At 54.8% G+C, this 16,505-nt stretch carries 15 protein-coding genes; all 15 read right to left on the reverse strand.

Annotation, left to right across the window (positions count from 1 at the left end):
- Positions 1 to 40: 40 nt before the first annotated feature.
- On the reverse strand, positions 41 to 1,279 hold the full coding sequence (locus tag PNAP_RS15590; protein WP_011802488.1) for a glycosyltransferase family 4 protein: 1,239 nt from the start codon (positions 1,277 to 1,279) through the stop codon (positions 41 to 43).
- Positions 1,276 to 1,506, reverse strand: coding sequence for a hypothetical protein (locus PNAP_RS15595; protein ID WP_157040305.1), 231 nt, complete (start codon positions 1,504 to 1,506; stop codon positions 1,276 to 1,278). Before PNAP_RS15595 ends, PNAP_RS15590 begins: the two co-directional genes overlap by 4 nt.
- A complete protein-coding gene (locus tag PNAP_RS15600; protein ID WP_011802489.1) occupies positions 1,500 to 2,618 on the reverse strand; it encodes a glycosyltransferase family 4 protein in 1,119 nt (372 codons plus the stop codon). The genes PNAP_RS15595 and PNAP_RS15600 overlap by 7 nt, the downstream gene beginning before the upstream one ends.
- A gap of 268 nt (positions 2,619 to 2,886) precedes the next feature.
- Positions 2,887 to 4,167, reverse strand: coding sequence for a hypothetical protein (locus PNAP_RS15605; protein ID WP_157040306.1), 1,281 nt, complete (start codon positions 4,165 to 4,167; stop codon positions 2,887 to 2,889).
- A 208-nt stretch (positions 4,168 to 4,375) separates the two neighbouring features.
- Positions 4,376 to 5,518 carry an N-acetyl sugar amidotransferase gene (locus tag PNAP_RS15610; RefSeq protein ID WP_011802491.1) on the reverse strand — a complete coding sequence of 381 codons (1,143 nt, stop codon included), beginning with the start codon at positions 5,516 to 5,518 and terminating at the stop codon, positions 4,376 to 4,378.
- A complete protein-coding gene (locus PNAP_RS15615) occupies positions 5,519 to 6,280 on the reverse strand; it encodes an AglZ/HisF2 family acetamidino modification protein (RefSeq protein WP_011802492.1) in 762 nt (253 codons plus the stop codon).
- 1 nt (position 6,281) lies between these two features.
- Positions 6,282 to 6,890 (reverse strand): imidazole glycerol phosphate synthase subunit HisH, encoded by a 609-nt coding sequence (hisH, locus tag PNAP_RS15620; RefSeq protein WP_011802493.1) that lies wholly within the window; start codon positions 6,888 to 6,890, stop codon positions 6,282 to 6,284.
- Positions 6,887 to 8,146 (reverse strand): lipopolysaccharide biosynthesis protein, encoded by a 1,260-nt coding sequence (locus PNAP_RS25060; RefSeq protein WP_011802494.1) that lies wholly within the window; start codon positions 8,144 to 8,146, stop codon positions 6,887 to 6,889. Before PNAP_RS25060 ends, hisH begins: the two co-directional genes overlap by 4 nt.
- Positions 8,143 to 9,249, reverse strand: a complete 1,107-nt coding sequence (locus PNAP_RS15630; RefSeq protein ID WP_011802495.1) for a DegT/DnrJ/EryC1/StrS family aminotransferase — start codon at positions 9,247 to 9,249, stop codon at positions 8,143 to 8,145. The genes PNAP_RS25060 and PNAP_RS15630 overlap by 4 nt, the downstream gene beginning before the upstream one ends.
- A 105-nt stretch (positions 9,250 to 9,354) precedes the next feature.
- Positions 9,355 to 10,146, reverse strand: coding sequence for a polysaccharide deacetylase family protein (locus PNAP_RS27095; RefSeq protein ID WP_157040307.1), 792 nt, complete (start codon positions 10,144 to 10,146; stop codon positions 9,355 to 9,357).
- Between the two features lie 18 nt (positions 10,147 to 10,164).
- The gene (gene wbpD / locus PNAP_RS15640) at positions 10,165 to 10,749 is read right to left on the reverse strand and encodes a UDP-2-acetamido-3-amino-2,3-dideoxy-D-glucuronate N-acetyltransferase (protein WP_011802497.1); all 585 of its coding nucleotides are present in this window, start codon (positions 10,747 to 10,749) and stop codon (positions 10,165 to 10,167) included.
- Positions 10,746 to 11,693, reverse strand: coding sequence for a Gfo/Idh/MocA family protein (locus tag PNAP_RS15645; RefSeq protein ID WP_011802498.1), 948 nt, complete (start codon positions 11,691 to 11,693; stop codon positions 10,746 to 10,748). Before PNAP_RS15645 ends, wbpD begins: the two co-directional genes overlap by 4 nt.
- A 17-nt stretch (positions 11,694 to 11,710) precedes the next feature.
- Positions 11,711 to 13,012, reverse strand: coding sequence for a nucleotide sugar dehydrogenase (locus PNAP_RS15650; protein WP_011802499.1), 1,302 nt, complete (start codon positions 13,010 to 13,012; stop codon positions 11,711 to 11,713).
- A gap of 58 nt (positions 13,013 to 13,070) precedes the next feature.
- Positions 13,071 to 14,174: an MraY family glycosyltransferase gene (locus PNAP_RS15655; RefSeq protein WP_011802500.1), complete on the reverse strand. Its 1,104-nt coding sequence runs from the start codon at positions 14,172 to 14,174 to the stop codon at positions 13,071 to 13,073.
- Between the two features lie 78 nt (positions 14,175 to 14,252).
- Positions 14,253 to 16,496: a polysaccharide biosynthesis tyrosine autokinase gene (locus tag PNAP_RS15660; protein WP_011802501.1), complete on the reverse strand. Its 2,244-nt coding sequence runs from the start codon at positions 16,494 to 16,496 to the stop codon at positions 14,253 to 14,255.
- Between the last annotated feature and the right edge of the window lie 9 nt (positions 16,497 to 16,505).

Genomic DNA, 16,505 nt, shown 5'->3' on the forward strand with positions numbered 1-16,505 from the left:
TTCGACACCACCAGCGCCTGGCTCAGCGCGGGCACAGGGCTTATGAAACAGAAGCAGATCTGGCGGTTGCCGCCAGGAAATTCGCAGCTAGACGCGGATAGGTCTGGTTTTTTAAAATAAACCTCTTTCCTGCCGCACCCAGCAGCTTTCGTTGCGCGTCCGACATGGCCGCCAGTTTCAATATGGCCTGCGCCACGGCTGCCGCATCGCCCGGCGGCACGGTAAAACCGCACCCGGCTTCCGCCACCGGGTCATTGCCTGCGCTGACGGAATGCACCACCGGCTTGCCAGCCATCATGTAATCCATGAGCTTGTTGGGTGAGATGCCGAAACGGTAAAGCGGATTGGGATGCCAGCCGATATAGGCAATATCGACGCCGTCCAGGAATCGGGGTACGGATTGCTTTGGAATAGCGGGCAGCATCGTGACGTTGGACAAATCCTCATTCGCCACCCGTGCCAGCAGGGCGTCCCGATCCGGGCCGGTGCCGACGATGACCACTTCGGCCTTGCCTTTCAACTGGCTCGCCGCATCCAGAAGCACGTCCAGGGCATTGCTTAACCCATGCGTTCCGGCATAGCCCACCAACGGAAGCCCTTTGGCGCGCAAGGTATCCAGGGCCGCTTTCACCGGCTGCGGCAGATCTGCCGGCTGCGCCCACTCTTGCTCATCCACGCCATTGGGCACATAGGTAAATTTTTGCGGCGCCATGCCGCGCGAACACATGTACTGCCCGGCCTTGGGAAGCATGGAAACCACCTTGTCCGCATGGCGGTAGGCATAGTCTTCAGCCATCTGCACCCAGATGATGAACGGGTGCCAGCGTGAAAGACCGCCCAGCTCCATGGGCGAGAGCGGCCACAGGTCATGCACCTCATACACCAGCCGGGCCTTGCTCAGCCGGGCAATCCTGCGGGCCGGCCAGATATCCATCGGATAGGTGCTGGAGGCAATCACCACATCGGGTTTGAACTCGCGTGCCAGGCGTGGGCTGTCACGCCACAGCGCCCACATGAATGCCAGCATGTTTTTGACTCGGCCCGCACCATTGCCCTTGTAGCCTGGGGTCACAAGCCAGCGGTAGTCGATGCCCTCGATCTGTTCCTCCAGCACCGCGCCATCCAGCTCCGGCTGCCTGGCACGAATGTGCGAGAACGATGCCGCGACAATCTGCACGCGGTGCCCGGCACGCACCCATTCGCGCGCCAAATAAAACGGCCGGAACTCCATGCCATGCCGGGTCGAGCCCGCATAGTGGTTAATCAGCAAGATGTTCATGCCGCCAGGTCTTCGGCCAGCCGTGCCACTATTTTCTGTGCCGCCCTGCCATCGCCATACGGCGCGACCGCCTCGCCCTTGCTGCCCACCAACAGATACTGAACTCTCACCTCAGCAATTTTGGTTATAAATGGATACGCTTTGGCCTTGAGTTCATTGGAGGTTTCCAAGGTTTTGGCAAGTGCACTCATCAAACCCAGCCCCTGCGCACAGAACACCTTCAACACGCCAGAACCTGATCGTAGAAACTGAGCAACTTAGCCTCTTCAATGGACCAGTTGTACTTTTCGAGCACGGCGCGGCGCCCGTTTTCACCCATGCGACGCGCTTCGTCAGGATGAGTAACCAAATAGTCGATAGCCCGCGCAATGGCTGCCGGGTCTAGCGGATCAACGCACAAACCACAATCATTGCCCTCGATAATTTCCCGCCAAAGTGGAAAGTTCGATGCAATGGGCGGAATACCTGCCGCCATATATTCAAACATCTTGACGGGCAACGCATCCAGATAATTAATCATCGGACGCAAAGTAACCAACCCAGCAACTGAACGCCTCAGCACCTCCCGAACACCAAGCCGATCAACAAAACCCAGCTCATTGACTCGTTGCCAGCCGGGCATCGTCTTCGTCAAAAGCTCGACAGCTGTCTCGGAAAAGCATCCAGCCAAGTTCAGACGCACTGTAGAAGGAAGTTGACCCATAGCCATTATAACTTCGTGGATTCCACGATTAGAAGCAATCCCGCCAACATAACAAACTTCAGCCTGTTTGCTATTCCAAGGGATAGCAGCATCGACTTCCCCAAGAACGGGAAAGTTGTTGATATCCACTGTACGCGGATTGATCGCCAGAAACTTGTTGCGAATATAAGGGGTGGCAGCCACAAGGCCATCAAACTTGCTGCAGGCGTAACGTTCATACAACGAGAAAGCACCGGCTAATGCTCGCAAGCGGAGCGGGCCTAGATATGGCTTACCCAGCAACTGCTTGGGCACATCTTCATGTGCATCAAAAATAACACGCTTGCCTAACCGCTTTAGTTTCAAACCTATGGGAATCAACTCAGGATCGTGAAGATGATAGAGATCCGCATCGAGTAGAAGCGCTTGGCGGAACACACGTCCGGTTGTCATCAGTATTCGTTTCAGGCGACCCGGTAACTTTCCAACATCGAATACCTGCACCCCTTCCAGGAGTTCATGACCCTTACCGTCCGCCACGACCAAAGAAACAGAAAAACCCGCTGCAATCAGGCTCCGGCACTGCTTTATGAATATCCGTGTGTCACCGCGAGGGTGAGCCGAAGTGAGATGCGTAATTTTCAATGAGTGTTTCATTTAACAATCGTTCTTGAACAAAAAATTTTCAAAAACCAGCATTCAAAATATAGTTGGTGCAAGAAAAAAGACAACAATCACATCCAGCCATGTGTCAGACGACCAAGTCAACAAAGTCTGGAAATTTACACCGCCTCTGTCTGATAATCCAATCCATTGCAAGCCATCAGATTAATATCAGCAAGCCAAGCGGCAAATGAACTTCATTATTTACAAATTAATATAATATCTAGATAAAAATAAAGCATGGCGATGAAAGAGATATTTTTCACCTGGAAATCGTCATTAATTTTATTGATGATTGCCGTTCACTTTTTATTAGCCATACGATGAAAGTAAGTACAGCCACTCCGGAAGAAACCATCGCAGTTGTATATGCCTGCTCTGTAAGCAAAAGCGCATAAACTGCTGCAACAAAAAAAATATCCTTACTCTTAAAAGAATAAAAAAATTTATCCAAGATTGAGAAAAATAATCCTACAAACAAAACCGCTCCTATATAACCTAAAATTCCACTGGTTGCAAAAGAATATAAAAATGCATTCGTATTGGCATTCGTATCAGGGTTTCCAAGATACTGTGACCCAACATAAAACGTCACGCGGCCATAGGACTTATCAAGTCCAAAGAGAAATGAATTCAAATTAAAATTTGCAATCAAATCATAAAAATATGATTGCAAAACACCTTGTACAACAAAAGCCCTTCTGACAAAGGTTTCGGCAATCTCTGAAAATCCGTAAATAGCATATTCACCCAGCGCCGATAAGCAAATAAAAATGATTCCATAAGAAACAACCGCTGGCAAGTGCTGTAACTTATTCCGCCTCGTCATAAACCCCATCAGTACAAAAATTAAGGTCATCAAAAATGCAGCCTTCACACCCAATAACCAAAATGCAAAAATGCTAAAAGAAATGCTGAATATCAAGAAAAAAACTTTATTCCTGAGTGCCCCGACGTAGCCAAGAAATGGAGCAAAGCCGTTAACTGCCATTTCTATTAAATAGGCGATTAAGTTTCCTTCACCAATCCTTACTCGTCCTTCTAGGCGCCGATCATACATTGAATCCCAATCAAAACCAGCACTGATACCACGCGTAGCAGCGGCTATGCCAGCCAGCGCAATCATCGCCACCAAGCCATAGTACAAAATGTTTGGATTAAAGCAACCAACAATTTTCAACTTATACTTAAAAATGTGGATCTTTTTTACCACTAATGCAGGAATTAACAAGATGACAAACAAAATTATTGCACCAAATTGATCAATTATTACTGTCGTTCTTGAAAAAATGGTGCACGACAACAGCACAATCACTCCATAAAATAAGAGAAAAAAATCGGAGGGTCTTTCAATCTTTACAGGAATGATGAACGCGATGCAAATTACCATAAGCGCAGAAACAAATATATTAAATGCATCTAGCTTCAATGGCAAATATCCCAGATAAGCATTTGATTCTGAAATTTGCACGAAATATACCAGCCGCAAAAGAAAAACTGAAACAGAAATAATTAATATATTTTTTATATTGCTTTTCTTCATTTTCAATTCCTTGCAGCCTGTTGAATTGCGATTAGAGCATTCTATGGATGCCACCCTGAAACCCAGCGCATGGAAAAATCACGAAGTGCGGCCCGGCCAATGCCTCAGGCATACGGTCAAAATCCCGGTTCAGTCACTGAACTGTGCCAGTTAGCGAAATCCGCGCTCGACTGCCCTGCGCCTGGGTCAGTGCGAGCCATAAAAATACTCAGGAATAAATGCTGATTTTTCTTCCTGTTATACGAAAGCCCAGCCCCTGCATTTTCTTGATGAAATTCTGGAGACTGATCCAATTCGGATATTCCAGAAAACTGTGCTTGGGCGCCATAATAAATTCCTCGAACTCATTGCGGCCAATTCCCAGTTTCTTGCACAGATAAGCAATATCTATTTCAAGCTCTTTCGGAGAATACAAGGGTTCGGCCAGTTTCTCCATAGCCTCGTCGCGAGACATTTGCCCCGAAACTATCAAACTCGAAAAATGAGGTCGCCGTTTGTCATACCCGAACCTGGCGGGCAAATAATAATTCTGGAAAAACTTCGTGAAAATGGATTCACCGTGCTTTCGTCCATACGCTCGCCAGCCGATTTTCTGCTCCAGTTCCACTACAGCCATTTTTTTATCATAGGGCATGTAGTTCAGCGGACGAACCGTGCGCAGCTGTTTCACAAAGGGATACCAGAGGTAGTAATCGAAAAAACTCACCGTCCTGTAATCCTTTAGCCTGCGCTGGCCAAACTTGCGATGGATGGCATGAAGATTGATAGCGTCCATGGCACTCCCGGTCCATGCCTTTGGATAAATACCCTCGGTGGCCAGATTGCCGCCGCTGAGCACGTACTTGATGCCATGTTTAGTCGCATAGTGATAAATACTCGCGAAAAAAATGTGGTCCTGTGGCACATCCTGGTTTGCAATGCCCGAGCGAAGAAATGCCAGTTGCAAGTCGCGCATTTCCTCCCAATCCACGACATGGGTGTGCAGGTCAAAATCGCAGAACTTCACTATTTTTTCAATGTTGGCAACGGCCAGCTCGCTGTTCCAGCCGGCATCAACATGCACGACCAGGGGCCGCAGGCCCCGCTCATGCACTTTCAGTGCGAGATAAGAACTGTCCACGCCACCGCTCAGGCCAAGAATGCAATCGTAAGGTTTGCCTTTGCCCTCTGCCTTGATTTGCTCCACCATCACAGCAAGGCGCCTGGCGCCTTCTTCATTGGGGAACCACCCCTTGGCGCTTACTTCGTCAAACTCACGGCAATGGTTGCATATGCCCTGAGCATTGAAGCTGATCGCCGGGTCGCTGCTGTCCATCACGCAACGGGTGCAAAGCTGATATTGGGTATTCATCTACTTATCCAGTAAAGACACAAGGTCGTTGTATTGAGGGTAGGTAATAAGCACCGCGCGGTGAGGTCCATGAAAAATGAACATCGCGCCAGCGGCTATGGCACTGGCGCCGGCGTCCACGGCGGCACGCAGATCAGATAATGTGGCCGCCCCGCCTGCCGCGATGAGGGGAATTGGGCATGATTGCGAGGCCGCGTGTATCAGTGCCAGGTCCATGCCTGCCAAAGTGCCATCACGGTCAACGGCAGTGAGCATGATTTCACCGGCACCGGCGGCAACCGCCTTGTTCAGAAAGTCTTGCCACGGCAAATCCAGCATCTTTCCGGTGGAAGATGCGTAGAGGCGATGGCTGGCGAAAAGGTTCTTTTTGATATCGACTGAAACCACGACGCTCTGGCTGCCGTAGCGGTCCGCGATGTCACGAACCAGCTGCAAATCCGCCAGCGCCCAAGTCTGGATGCATACTTTCTCCACGCCCAAGGTAAAAAGGCGTTTAGCCTGCTCGACCGTGCTGATTCCTCCGCCGTAGCAAAGGGGCATGAAACATTCACCGGCAAACTGTTCGATCAGTTCATAGTTAGGCTCGCGCTGGGCCTTGCTCGCCTCGATATCGAGAACGATGAGTTCATCTACTTCTTTATCGTTGAAGATACGAATGACGTTGATGGGGTCGCCCACGTATTTGGGATCCTGAAACTTTTTGGTTTTGACCAGGCCGCCATTCTTCAGCAGCAGGCAGGGAATCACGCGATGCTTCAACATCTCAGATATCCAGAAATTGCTTGATCAACGACAGGCCAAACCGATGACTTTTTTCAGGATGGAACTGAACGCCATAGACACTCTCCCTGGAATAAGCAGAGGGAAAGCCATGCCCGTATTCCGTAGTCGCCAAAATATCTTCCTCGTGTGCACACACAGCATAGTAGGAATGGTCAAAGTAATAACGTTTTTCTTCCTGATCGTCGGAAATAAGCCGGTTAATCTTTTTGGCGTAAACAGTATTCCAACCCACATGCGGTATGCGCATTGCCGAATCGGCATTAAAAACGAATCGCTTAAATCTTGCTGCTATCAGCCCAAGTCCGGGTATCTTGCCCTCCTCGCTACCCAAGCCCAATAGCTGCATACCCAGGCAAATTCCGAGCAAGGGGACGCCAGCAGCAGCACGGGCTTGCAGAATCGCTGGCAATTGCTTGGCATGCAAATGGCTCATGCCTTGATCGTAAGCACCGACTCCAGGAAGTATGAGCTTACTGGCCTGCTGAATCACTTCATGCGAGCCGGACACGGTGGCATCGCCGCCGGCCTTGCGAATCATATTCAGCACCGAGGCGATGTTGCCGCACTCATAATCCACGATCACGATCATGAACAGACTCCACAGGCGGCGCGGTATGACATCAACAAATAAATGATGTACAACGCGCTGTAGCCGAGTGAATACATCTGAACAGCACTCATCAGGCTGCCGGTTAAATAAAATGCGGCCCAGGTCATGACAAGTAAAGCAATTTGCCAGCCTAAATCCTGTATTTGCTTGTTGGCGATGTACAGGGTGTAACTCATGGGACTGGCAATGAATTTCGTGAAATACATGGGGGCCAGCACTTCTGCAAAACGACCTGCCATTGACCAGTCCTGACCGAAGACGAGAACAAATGCCTGCTCCCCAAAGAAAAACAAAAGCGTGAAGGGAATAATGGCCATCAGCAGGAGTGAGCGAAAAGTGTAGCGATAGGCATCAAGGCAGTTGCCTTTCTCGCGAAAATCCCGGCCGGCCTGTTCCTTGAAAACCGCCAGTATGGAATTGGCAAGCAAGCCTATCGGCCCGTTGATGATGCGCAGGCTCAGTGCATATAGGGCAACGGATCCCGCGCCGAAGCGGGTGGCAATGAGAAAAAGGGGTATCTGATCGGAAAAGGTATTGATGAAATCGGAGGGCATGGCAATTACCGGAAAACGATAGTAGCGTTTCAGCGTTTGCTTCAGTCCGGCAATATTCACTTTGGCCAGGAGTGACAGTGGCCTAAGCCCTGCGCGGTACATCAAAGCCAGCGTGATGATGAAGGACATCGTCAGTTGCCCATAGACAAGTCCATTAAGTCCTGCGCCTGCCAGGCTGAGTGCCAATTGCGCAAATGCAACTGATCCGGCCAATACCACCTTCCCATAGGCCATGCGCTCGAACTGAGCCCTGTACACATAGACGGCCAGCAAGGTCTGACAGTTGGCCATGACGACCGCATATACGGCCCATGCCACTGAATATCTTCCCGCAACGCCATCCACAAGAGACTTGCCGGGAAATTGCTGAAAGGCCATTGCGGTGAGCAGTCCGGCGACGCCAACACCCACGCTAATAACAAGCACCGCTTGAAATATCCCGCTGACCTGCTCTTCGCTCTGTGCCTGAAATACTGCCATGTCCAACCGGGCGGAGGCAATGACAATTAAAACGGATGTTGCACCCAGCCAGACAAAATAAGCCCCGAGTTGATCGGCCGGCACAATGCGCGTCAGCAGTGGCAGCATGGCGATGGGAATGATCTGGGCTATCGCCGTACCGCCAAGCACGGTCGTGACGTTTTTCCAGAACGTCGGCAGCTTCAGTGCTGAATGGTTCATGCGGCAATCTCGCATGCCAGGGCGACCCGCAGTTGCTCAGCGATTGTTTCTTGATCGGCTTGCGTCAAATACGGATGCATCGGCAAACTCAGCACTTGCTGCGCCACTTGGTCTCCCACCGGCAAACGGGCCCGCCCGTCGGCCACGGCAGGCTGCTTGTTCAGCGGAACCGGGTAATGCACGGCGGTCGGAATCCCCGCTGCTTTCAGTTTTCCCTGCAGCGCTGCACGGCTTTCCACCCGTATGGTGTATTGCGCATAGACGCTGGTATTGTGCGGCTCGATGTACGGCGTGGAGACAATCCCGACCTGCTTAAGCAGCCGGTCATAGTTGCTGGCCACCCGCTGACGCAGCGCTATTTCTTCTTCAAAAATCGCCAGCTTGGGCAGCAGGATGGCTGCTTGCAGGGTGTCCAGCCGGCTGTTGACACCCACACGAATGTGGTGGTAGCGCCGGTCTTGACCGTGCCGGGCGATCTGGCGCATGACTTTAGCCAGTTCGTCGTCGTTGGTGAAGAGGGCGCCGCCATCGCCATAGCAGCCCAAAGGCTTGCTGGGGAAGAAGCTGGCGCAGGCAATGGTGCTGAGGTTGCAGCTTTTACGTCCCTTGTAACTGGCGCCAAAACTCTGCGCGGCGTCTTCAATCACAGGGATTCCGTGCTCGGCGGCAATGGTGTTGATGGCATCGAAGTCGGCGCACTGGCCGTACAGGCTGACGGGGATGATGGCTTTTGTGCGTGGCGTAATCACTGCTTCGAGCAGATTCGGGTCCAGGTTGTAAGTGCGGGGGTCAATGTCCACATACACCGGCCTGGCACCGAGCAAGGCGACGGTTTCAGCTGTAGCGATATAAGTGAAGCCCGGTGTGATGACTTCGTCGCCCGGGCCGATGCCCAGCGCCATTTGGGCAATTTGCAGCGCGTCGGTGCCGTTGGCGCAGGTGATGCAGTGCTTGGAGCCGGTGTAGGCGGCCAGCCTTTCTTCCAGTTCGGCGACCTCCGGACCCAGGATGTACTCGCCGTGCTCCAGCACACGCGCAATAGCGGCGTATAACTCGCTTTTGATGCGGACTTGCTGGGTTTTGAGGTCAATGAAGTCAATCATGAGGAGTGGGTACTTTGGTAGGCTGCATGCTGGCCTTGTTGATATCTAAAATAATCACGGATGCTGCGCAATGGGTCCGGTCTTTAGCCATTTTTGCAACCTTAGTCAGGCCGCCCAATAACGAAACCCTTCATATATCCGGATTGCGTTATCTTTTGCATTTACCAGCGAGTTGCTCTGCCACTGTCGTGGATGAATGAGCAACTTGACAACCTGATCACCGCTTTTTATCGCAGCGACTGGATTAGCCGGCTTCCAGAATTTGGGATACATAAGATCCGAAAAACGTGATGACAAACGATCCTCCAGTTCAGCGTCGTAGGCTTCGTAGTCGATATCCATTAACTGGCGAATCCCTGGTGTCAGCAGTTCAAAATTAATTATTCCCAAACGGCGATTTACAAAATCACCATGTGACGCAATGCCGCGCAGAGGCAAGCCGCTCTTCTTCCTTAGTGCTATCAGGTTTTCGCAGAACAACTCGCCAGCATCGTTCCTTAAATGATCGAGATTGGAAGTACGCTTCAGCCCTTTTCGCTTTGCGACTGTCGCTATTTCCTCAAAGTGATAGCCGACCTCGCCACCCCCTGCATGGATTTCTTTCATCAGAGCGATGTCGGCAGTTTGGAGTCTGAAAAAAAAGCTCGCACATATCCCATGCCGGCGTTCAAGTTGCCAGATTTCCTTCGCCGTCGCCACATCGGTATCTATGTCGTGTCGCAAAATAAGGTAGCGGGAACGAACATCCAGCGAACCTTCTCTCGCCAGACCAAGAAAGTGACAAATGGACAGGACTTGATAACCTTCAAAAAGGGCTATCAGCAGCACGCGCTCCAGTTCATCCAGGCGGGACGGCATCAGGAAATCATTGAATAATCGGTGAGCGATTCTTTTCACGGCAAGGCCATCCTTTCTTTAAATTGCAGTGTGTTTAATGAGTTGGCTGCCATCCAGAACATAAAGCGCGCCGGTGTGCTGGCACACGCCCTCCCCCTGCCCTTGGCATGGCAGGGGCAATCGCTCGCCAAACTCGCTTATCCAGCCAATCTGCCGAGCGGGCACGCCCACAACGAGCGCATAGGCGGCTACGTCTTTGTTAACCAGCGCCCCGGCACCGACCAGGGCGTATTCGCCAATCGTCACGCCGCAGACGATGGTGCAGTTGGCGCCCAGGGTGGCGCCTTTCCTGACCAGGGTGCTCCTGTATTCATGCTTGCGTTCGACGAGGGCGCGCGGGTTGTACACGTTGGTGAACACCATGCTGGGTCCGCAGAAAACGCCCTCTTCCAGCGTGACGTTGTCATAGACGCTGACGTTGTTCTGGATTTTGCAGTGGTCGCCAATCACCGCCTGGTTGCCGACAAAGACGTTTTGACCGAGTGACACGCCTTTGCCGATGCGCGCCCCGCCGCAGACATGCACGAAGTGCCAGACGCGGGAGCCTTCGCCGATTTGGGCGCCGTCGTCAATGATGGCGCTGGGGTGCTGGGTATAACTCATGCCAGCAGCCGCCTGACGCAGGGGTGGGCATCGTCGCCGGCGGCGGCCAGCTTTGCCGTGCGGATGACATTGACGGTTTCAATGCAATGGCGCGCATCGTCCAGCCCATAGCCGCGACCCGCCAGGATTTCCTGGTAGCTGGTGGTATGCAGGTCGGTGAAGCCTTCGGAAAATTCAAGCTGCTCGCCGCTGATGTCAATGTTGCGGTAGGTTGAGCTTTTGCCCTTGACCTTGTCAGGCAGGTCATTCGCATCGATGGACAAAAACCAGCGCACACGGGCGCGTTCGTATTCAAGGTAGCCTGCGGCCTTGGCGTCAGCTCGGTAATGCGTGACATTTTTCTGCAGGCTGCCAAAGATGAAATGCAGCATGTCGTAGAAATGCACGCCAATGTTGGTGGCGATGCCGAAAGATTTGCGTGGATCGCCCTTCCAGCTTTCGGCGAACCACTTTCCGCGCGAGGTAATGTAGGTCAGCTCCACATCAAACTTGCGGTCTTCAGGGGCCGCAGCCACTTTGTCGCGCAGCTTGAGAATGGCTGCGTGGTGGCGTAGCTGCAGGATATTGAAGACGCGCTTGCCGGTTTCCTTTTCCACCCGTGCCAGTTCGTCCAGCAGTTCGGGGCTGGGCACCAGGGGTTTTTCGCAGACCACGTCACAGCCCAGGCGCAGGCCAGCGGCAATGTGGGGGTGATGCAGGTAGTTGGGGGAGCAGATGGCGACGTAGTCGAGCGCGGTTTGAGGCTTGCGCTTCAGATGGTGGGCAAATTCCTGGAAGCGCTCGAACTCGGTGAAAAATTCACTGTCAGGCGAGATGCTGTCAATGATGCCGACGGAGTCATTGATGTCGTAGGCCACGGACAGGCGGTTGCCGGTGTCCTTGATGGCGCGCATGTGGCGCGGGGCGATATAGCCGGCGGCGCCGATCAGGGCAAAGTTTTTCATTTGTTTATTGAAGGGAGTTACAGGCGGAAGACGGTAAAACCGGCGGCGGCGGCGTGCTGGCGGTCAAGCAGGCTTTTCACGTCGGCCAATACGGGTTTGCTGCCACGGCAGAAAGTGCGCAGCTCTTTAAGCGTGGCCTGGCGGTACTGGTTGTGGCCGACGGCCACGACCAGCGCATCGACCCGGTTTTCCGCATCCACGGCGCCCAATTGCACGCCGTGTTCGTGCATCACTTCCTCGGCGCTGGCCCAAGGGTCGGCCACCACCACGCAGGCCCCCCAGGCTTCAAACTCGCGCACCATGTCCACCACTTTGCTGTTGCGGATGTCGGGACAGTTTTCCTTGAAGGTGATGCCCAGCACGCCGATGCGGCAGCGCGGCACGTCCATGCCATTTTTCAGCATGAGCTTGATGGTGCTGCGCGCCACGTAGCGGGCCATGTTGTCATTGATGCGGCGCCCGGCCAGAATCACCTGCGGGCGATAGCCCACTTCCTCGGCCTTGTGGGTCAGGTAATACGGATCAATGCCGATGCAGTGGCCGCCCACGAGCCCCGGGCGAAAGGGCAGAAAATTCCATTTGCTGCCGGCAGCCTCCAGCACGTCGAGGGTGTCGATGCCCAGCCGTTCAAAAATAACCGACAGTTCGTTGACCAGCGCAATGTTGAGGTCGCGCTGGGTGTTTTCGATCACCTTGGCGGCTTCAGCCACCTTGAGGCTTTTCGCCCTGTGGGTACCGGCGGTGATGATGCTGCTGTACAGGGCATCGACCGTGTCGGCGGTCTGGGGGGTGCTGCCGCTGGTTATTTTCTTGATGGTGGTCAGGGTGTTGACCTTGTCGCCGGGGTTGATGCGCTCGGGGCTGTAGCCGCAGAAAAAATCAACATTGAATTTCTTGCCGCTGAACTTTTCGAGCACGGGCACGCATATTTCTTCAGTCGCTCCCGGATACACGGTGGACTCGTAGATGACGATGTCGCCCTGCTTCAGTACCTTGCCAACCGTCTCGCTGGCCTTGATCAGCGGCGTCAAATCCGGGCGGTTGGCTTTGTCAACCGGCGTGGGCACGGTAACAATGAACACATTGCACTCCGCCAGCGCGGCGATGTCAGTGGCAAATACAAGCTGCGTGGCCTGGCGCAGTGCTTCGGGTGCGACTTCCAGCGTATGGTCTTCGCCGGTCTGCAGTTCAGCCACGCGCCTGGCATTGATATCAAAGCCGACGACGGGGTATTTTTTGCCGAATTCGACCGCCAGCGGCAGGCCGACATAGCCCAGGCCGATCACGGCGACGAAAAGGTTGCGTGCAGGGTTTTGCATATTTTTCCTAGGCCATTGATTAGAAAAAGCAGGAATGCGAAAAAGAGAGGCAGTGGATTCAAACCACTTTCGGCACCAGGGTTGCAGGGCTGAAGCACCACCTGAACTGCGTGAGCCGCGCGTAAACGGCCGAGTACAGCAACGCACAGGCTGCAAACCCAAGCATCAGCATGACCGTGTTGGTACGCCACTGAACGGCAATCGAGACGGGCAGCAAGGTGGCAAACCACATGAGGGCGCCGGTGGCTGAATTACGGACCAGTGTGGATGACTGGGGCAAAAGGCGCCGCACCAGGCGGCGCGTTACCAGGCTGTGCAAATGCAGGCGGTCAGGGGCACTGAGGCTGGCGTTGCGGCGGTGGCGGCGCACGATGCTGAGCAGCACTTCGATCACTGGAAAGCCGCACATCAGCATCGGCGTCCAGGCTGACACTTCGTTATGGCGTTGCACCAGCAAAATAGCCAGCCAGGCGATGGCAAAGCCGACAAAGTAAGCGCCGCCATCACCCAAAAATATCTTTCCCATCGGCCAGTTGACCATCAGGAATCCGGCCACGGCACCGGCCAAAATCAGGCCGGTCATGGCCAGGTCATAGTCGCCCAGGGCCGTGGACAGGAAGCCAAAAGCGGCAAGAATAATGAGAGCGGTTCCACCGGACAGGCCGTTGAAGCCGTCAATGATGTTGATGGCGTTGGCAATGCCGCCTACGGCAAAGGCCGTAAAGGCAACCGAAACCGCGGTGAAGCCGAGCAGCCAGTCCAGTCCCCATACATTGGCGTAGGTAATCGAATAGCCGGTGATGGCCCAGCCCAGTACGCCACAGCCCGTGGTCGCCAGAAAGCGGGTGCGCACGCTGACGCGCTTGGTGATGTCTTCAAGCAGACCAAATGCAAAGGCCGGAATGCCGGCAACGATCAGCGGCCCGAGCAGGGATTTTTTGTCGGAGTCGGTCATCAGGTAGCCTGCAACAACGCCCGCCACAATGGCAATTCCGCCAACACGGGGGGTGGGATCGGCATGGAACTTTTGAACACCGTGGGTCGAGTCCATGGTGTAGTGGCCATGCCAGCCTTGGGAGACCACCAGCAACAGGGCCACCAGCAACGCCACGCTACCTGCGCTCCAGGCTGCCATTGAAATGAAACTAAAACTACCGGGCATCGTCGGACCCTCCTGAAAATCTGGTTGATGACAACGTGTTGCGGCACAGCCGCAGGCAATGAAACCCGCATGGTTTTTTTACTGACCGGCGGCGGTCGTGCCGTACTGGTAGTTGGCGTAGCGGTAGCCGCCGTAGCGCTGGCGGCTGGTGTCCAGGTCGTTGAACACCACGCCCTTGACCGGCACGCCGGTCTGGCCAAGTCGCTTGGTGCTTTCCTGCAATTCGCCAAGCTCGGTGACTTCGGCGCGGGCCACCAAAAACACCGTGCCCGCATGGAACGCCAGCACTTGCGTGTCAGACACGGCCAGCACGGGCGGGGTGCTGATCAACACCAGGTCGTACTGGGCAGACAGGGTTTGCAGCAGCGGCCCGATAGCCGGCGACATCAGCAATTCGCCGGGGTTGGGCGGCATGCTGCCGGTGGTGACCAAGTCCAGGTTAGGCGCAACAGCGCGATGCACTGCGTCGTCCAGCGTGCGGCTGCCGGTAATCAACTCGCTCAAGCCGTGGCCGCGCTGCAGGCCAAAGAACTGGTGGATGTGGCCTTTGCGCATGTCGGCGTCCATCAGCAGCACGCGCTTGCCGCCTGCGGCCAGCAAGGCCGCAAAATTGGCGCTGGTGAAGGATTTGCCAATGCCCGGCGTGGGGCCGGCGAACAGCACCACGTTGTTGCGCGCATCGAGCATGGCGAACCGCAGCGCGTTACGCAGGCCGCGCAGGCTTTCCACGCCCGGGTCTTCGGGATGCGCAATGGCCAGCAGGTGGTTGCCGGGGGCCTGGCTCCTGATCAGCCTGGACAGCTTGTCCTGCTCGGCCGAATGCGGCACGGTGGCAAATACATGCAGGCCGGTGGCCGACTCGATATCGGCCGGATCCTTCATGCCGGGGCGCAGGCTGTTGCGCAAAAAAGCCAGGCCCATGCCCAGCAGCAGGCCAAGCACCCCGCTCGTGGCCAGGATTTGCTTACGCTGCGGCTTGATGGCACGTTCGGGTACGGCAGGCGCATCGACCACGCGCACATTGCCGACCCTGCCTTCCTTGACCAGGCGCAGTTGCTGCGAGCTGGTCAGCAGGTTGAGGTACAGCTCGCTGTTGACCTTCACATCGCGCGTCAGGCGCAGCAGGTCTTGCTCGGTGTTGGGCAGGGTCTTGACCTTGCTGGCCAGGCCCGAAATTTCCTTGTTGACGGCGGCAATCTGCGCATCGAGCGTCTGGATGACGGGGTGAATATCGGTGAATTGCACGCTTTGCTCGCGGCGTTTTTGCTGCAGCTCCAGCAGGCTGGCCTGCAGCTTGACGGCCGTGTCAAGGTAGTTTTTTCCTTCCGTGCCCAGGTCAAAGGTGCCATTCTGGTTGCGGAACTGGTTGAACCGGACCTCCGAGTCTTCCAGCTGTTTTTTGAGCTGCGGCAAAAAATCACTCAAGAAAGCGAGTGATCTTTCAGCCTCCGCCGATTTGCGCTCGACATTCTGGCGCACATAGTTGGTGCCCACGGCGTTCAGGGTGCGGGCAATTTGCTGCCGGTCGGTGCCTTGCAGTTGCAAGGCAATCAGCCCCGACTGCTTGCCTTGCTCCGAGATCGCCAGATTCTTTTGCAATTGCTCGATCACGCCCAGGCGGGAATAGCGCGCCACATTGAAGTAAGCGCCGGGCTTGGCCTTGAGTTCGGTCACCAGGATGCGGCCCTTGTCCTGGCCGCTGCCAAACTCTGCGGGTGTACCGATTTTTCCCTGCGCCAGCGTCCGGCCACCAGGCTCGCGCACTACAAAACCGCCTTCAGTGGCCACCAGCAGCAGCGGCTTGCCTTCGAGTTCGGCAGGCACTTCGAGCAGCCCCAGGCGAATCGATTCATTGCCCGAGACGTAGCCGCCCAGCCCCATGAATCCGGGGTTGGACAGGTCGGTGGCGCGGCGCGCAAGCCAGCGGCCTGCCAGTGGCAGGTAGCTGGGGGCAGCCGTTACATACAGCTGCAGGTCGTCCACGGCCTTGCCAAGCACCAGGCGCGAGCGCAGGATTTCCATCTCGGCCGTGGCGGGCGAATTGATGTCGAACAGGCTGGACGCCTCCCTTAAGACGCCGGCAGTGCCGGCAGCGCCAGAGATTGCGGGCTTGCTGTCTTCGACCTGTATCAGCGACGTGGCTTCATAGACAGGGCGGCTGAGGAAGGCATAGGCGCCGCCCAGCAGTAGCGCCAGCACCGTGATGCCGGCAATGAGCCAACGCGCGTCAAGCAGCACATCGAGCAGGCCAAGCAGGTCGATTTTGTCGTCCTGCTGATCAGCACCGTAGGGTGTGGGCATGGGAGATTGACGAGCGTTCATTCGGCCGGC

Source organism: Polaromonas naphthalenivorans CJ2 (assembly GCF_000015505.1).
GTDB lineage: Bacteria > Pseudomonadota > Gammaproteobacteria > Burkholderiales > Burkholderiaceae_C > Polaromonas > Polaromonas naphthalenivorans.

Bases quoted from the DNA above. Each gene is read 5' to 3' on its own strand.
- PNAP_RS15590 (WP_011802488.1), bottom strand. From the start codon at position 1,279: ATGAACATCTTGCTGATTAACCACTATGCGGGCTCGACCCGGCATGGC.
- PNAP_RS15600 (WP_011802489.1), bottom strand. From the start codon at position 2,618: ATGAAACACTCATTGAAAATTACGCATCTCACTTCGGCTCACCCTCGC.
- PNAP_RS15605 (WP_157040306.1), bottom strand. From the start codon at position 4,167: ATGAAGAAAAGCAATATAAAAAATATATTAATTATTTCTGTTTCAGTT.
- PNAP_RS15610 (WP_011802491.1), bottom strand. From the start codon at position 5,518: ATGAATACCCAATATCAGCTTTGCACCCGTTGCGTGATGGACAGCAGC.
- PNAP_RS15615 (WP_011802492.1), bottom strand. From the start codon at position 6,280: ATGTTGAAGCATCGCGTGATTCCCTGCCTGCTGCTGAAGAATGGCGGC.
- hisH (WP_011802493.1), bottom strand. From the start codon at position 6,890: ATGATCGTGATCGTGGATTATGAGTGCGGCAACATCGCCTCGGTGCTG.
- PNAP_RS25060 (WP_011802494.1), bottom strand. From the start codon at position 8,146: ATGAACCATTCAGCACTGAAGCTGCCGACGTTCTGGAAAAACGTCACG.
- PNAP_RS15630 (WP_011802495.1), bottom strand. From the start codon at position 9,249: ATGATTGACTTCATTGACCTCAAAACCCAGCAAGTCCGCATCAAAAGC.
- wbpD (WP_011802497.1), bottom strand. From the start codon at position 10,749: ATGAGTTATACCCAGCACCCCAGCGCCATCATTGACGACGGCGCCCAA.
- PNAP_RS15645 (WP_011802498.1), bottom strand. From the start codon at position 11,693: ATGAAAAACTTTGCCCTGATCGGCGCCGCCGGCTATATCGCCCCGCGC.
- PNAP_RS15650 (WP_011802499.1), bottom strand. From the start codon at position 13,012: ATGCAAAACCCTGCACGCAACCTTTTCGTCGCCGTGATCGGCCTGGGC.
- PNAP_RS15655 (WP_011802500.1), bottom strand. From the start codon at position 14,174: ATGCCCGGTAGTTTTAGTTTCATTTCAATGGCAGCCTGGAGCGCAGGT.
- PNAP_RS15660 (WP_011802501.1), bottom strand. From the start codon at position 16,496: ATGAACGCTCGTCAATCTCCCATGCCCACACCCTACGGTGCTGATCAG.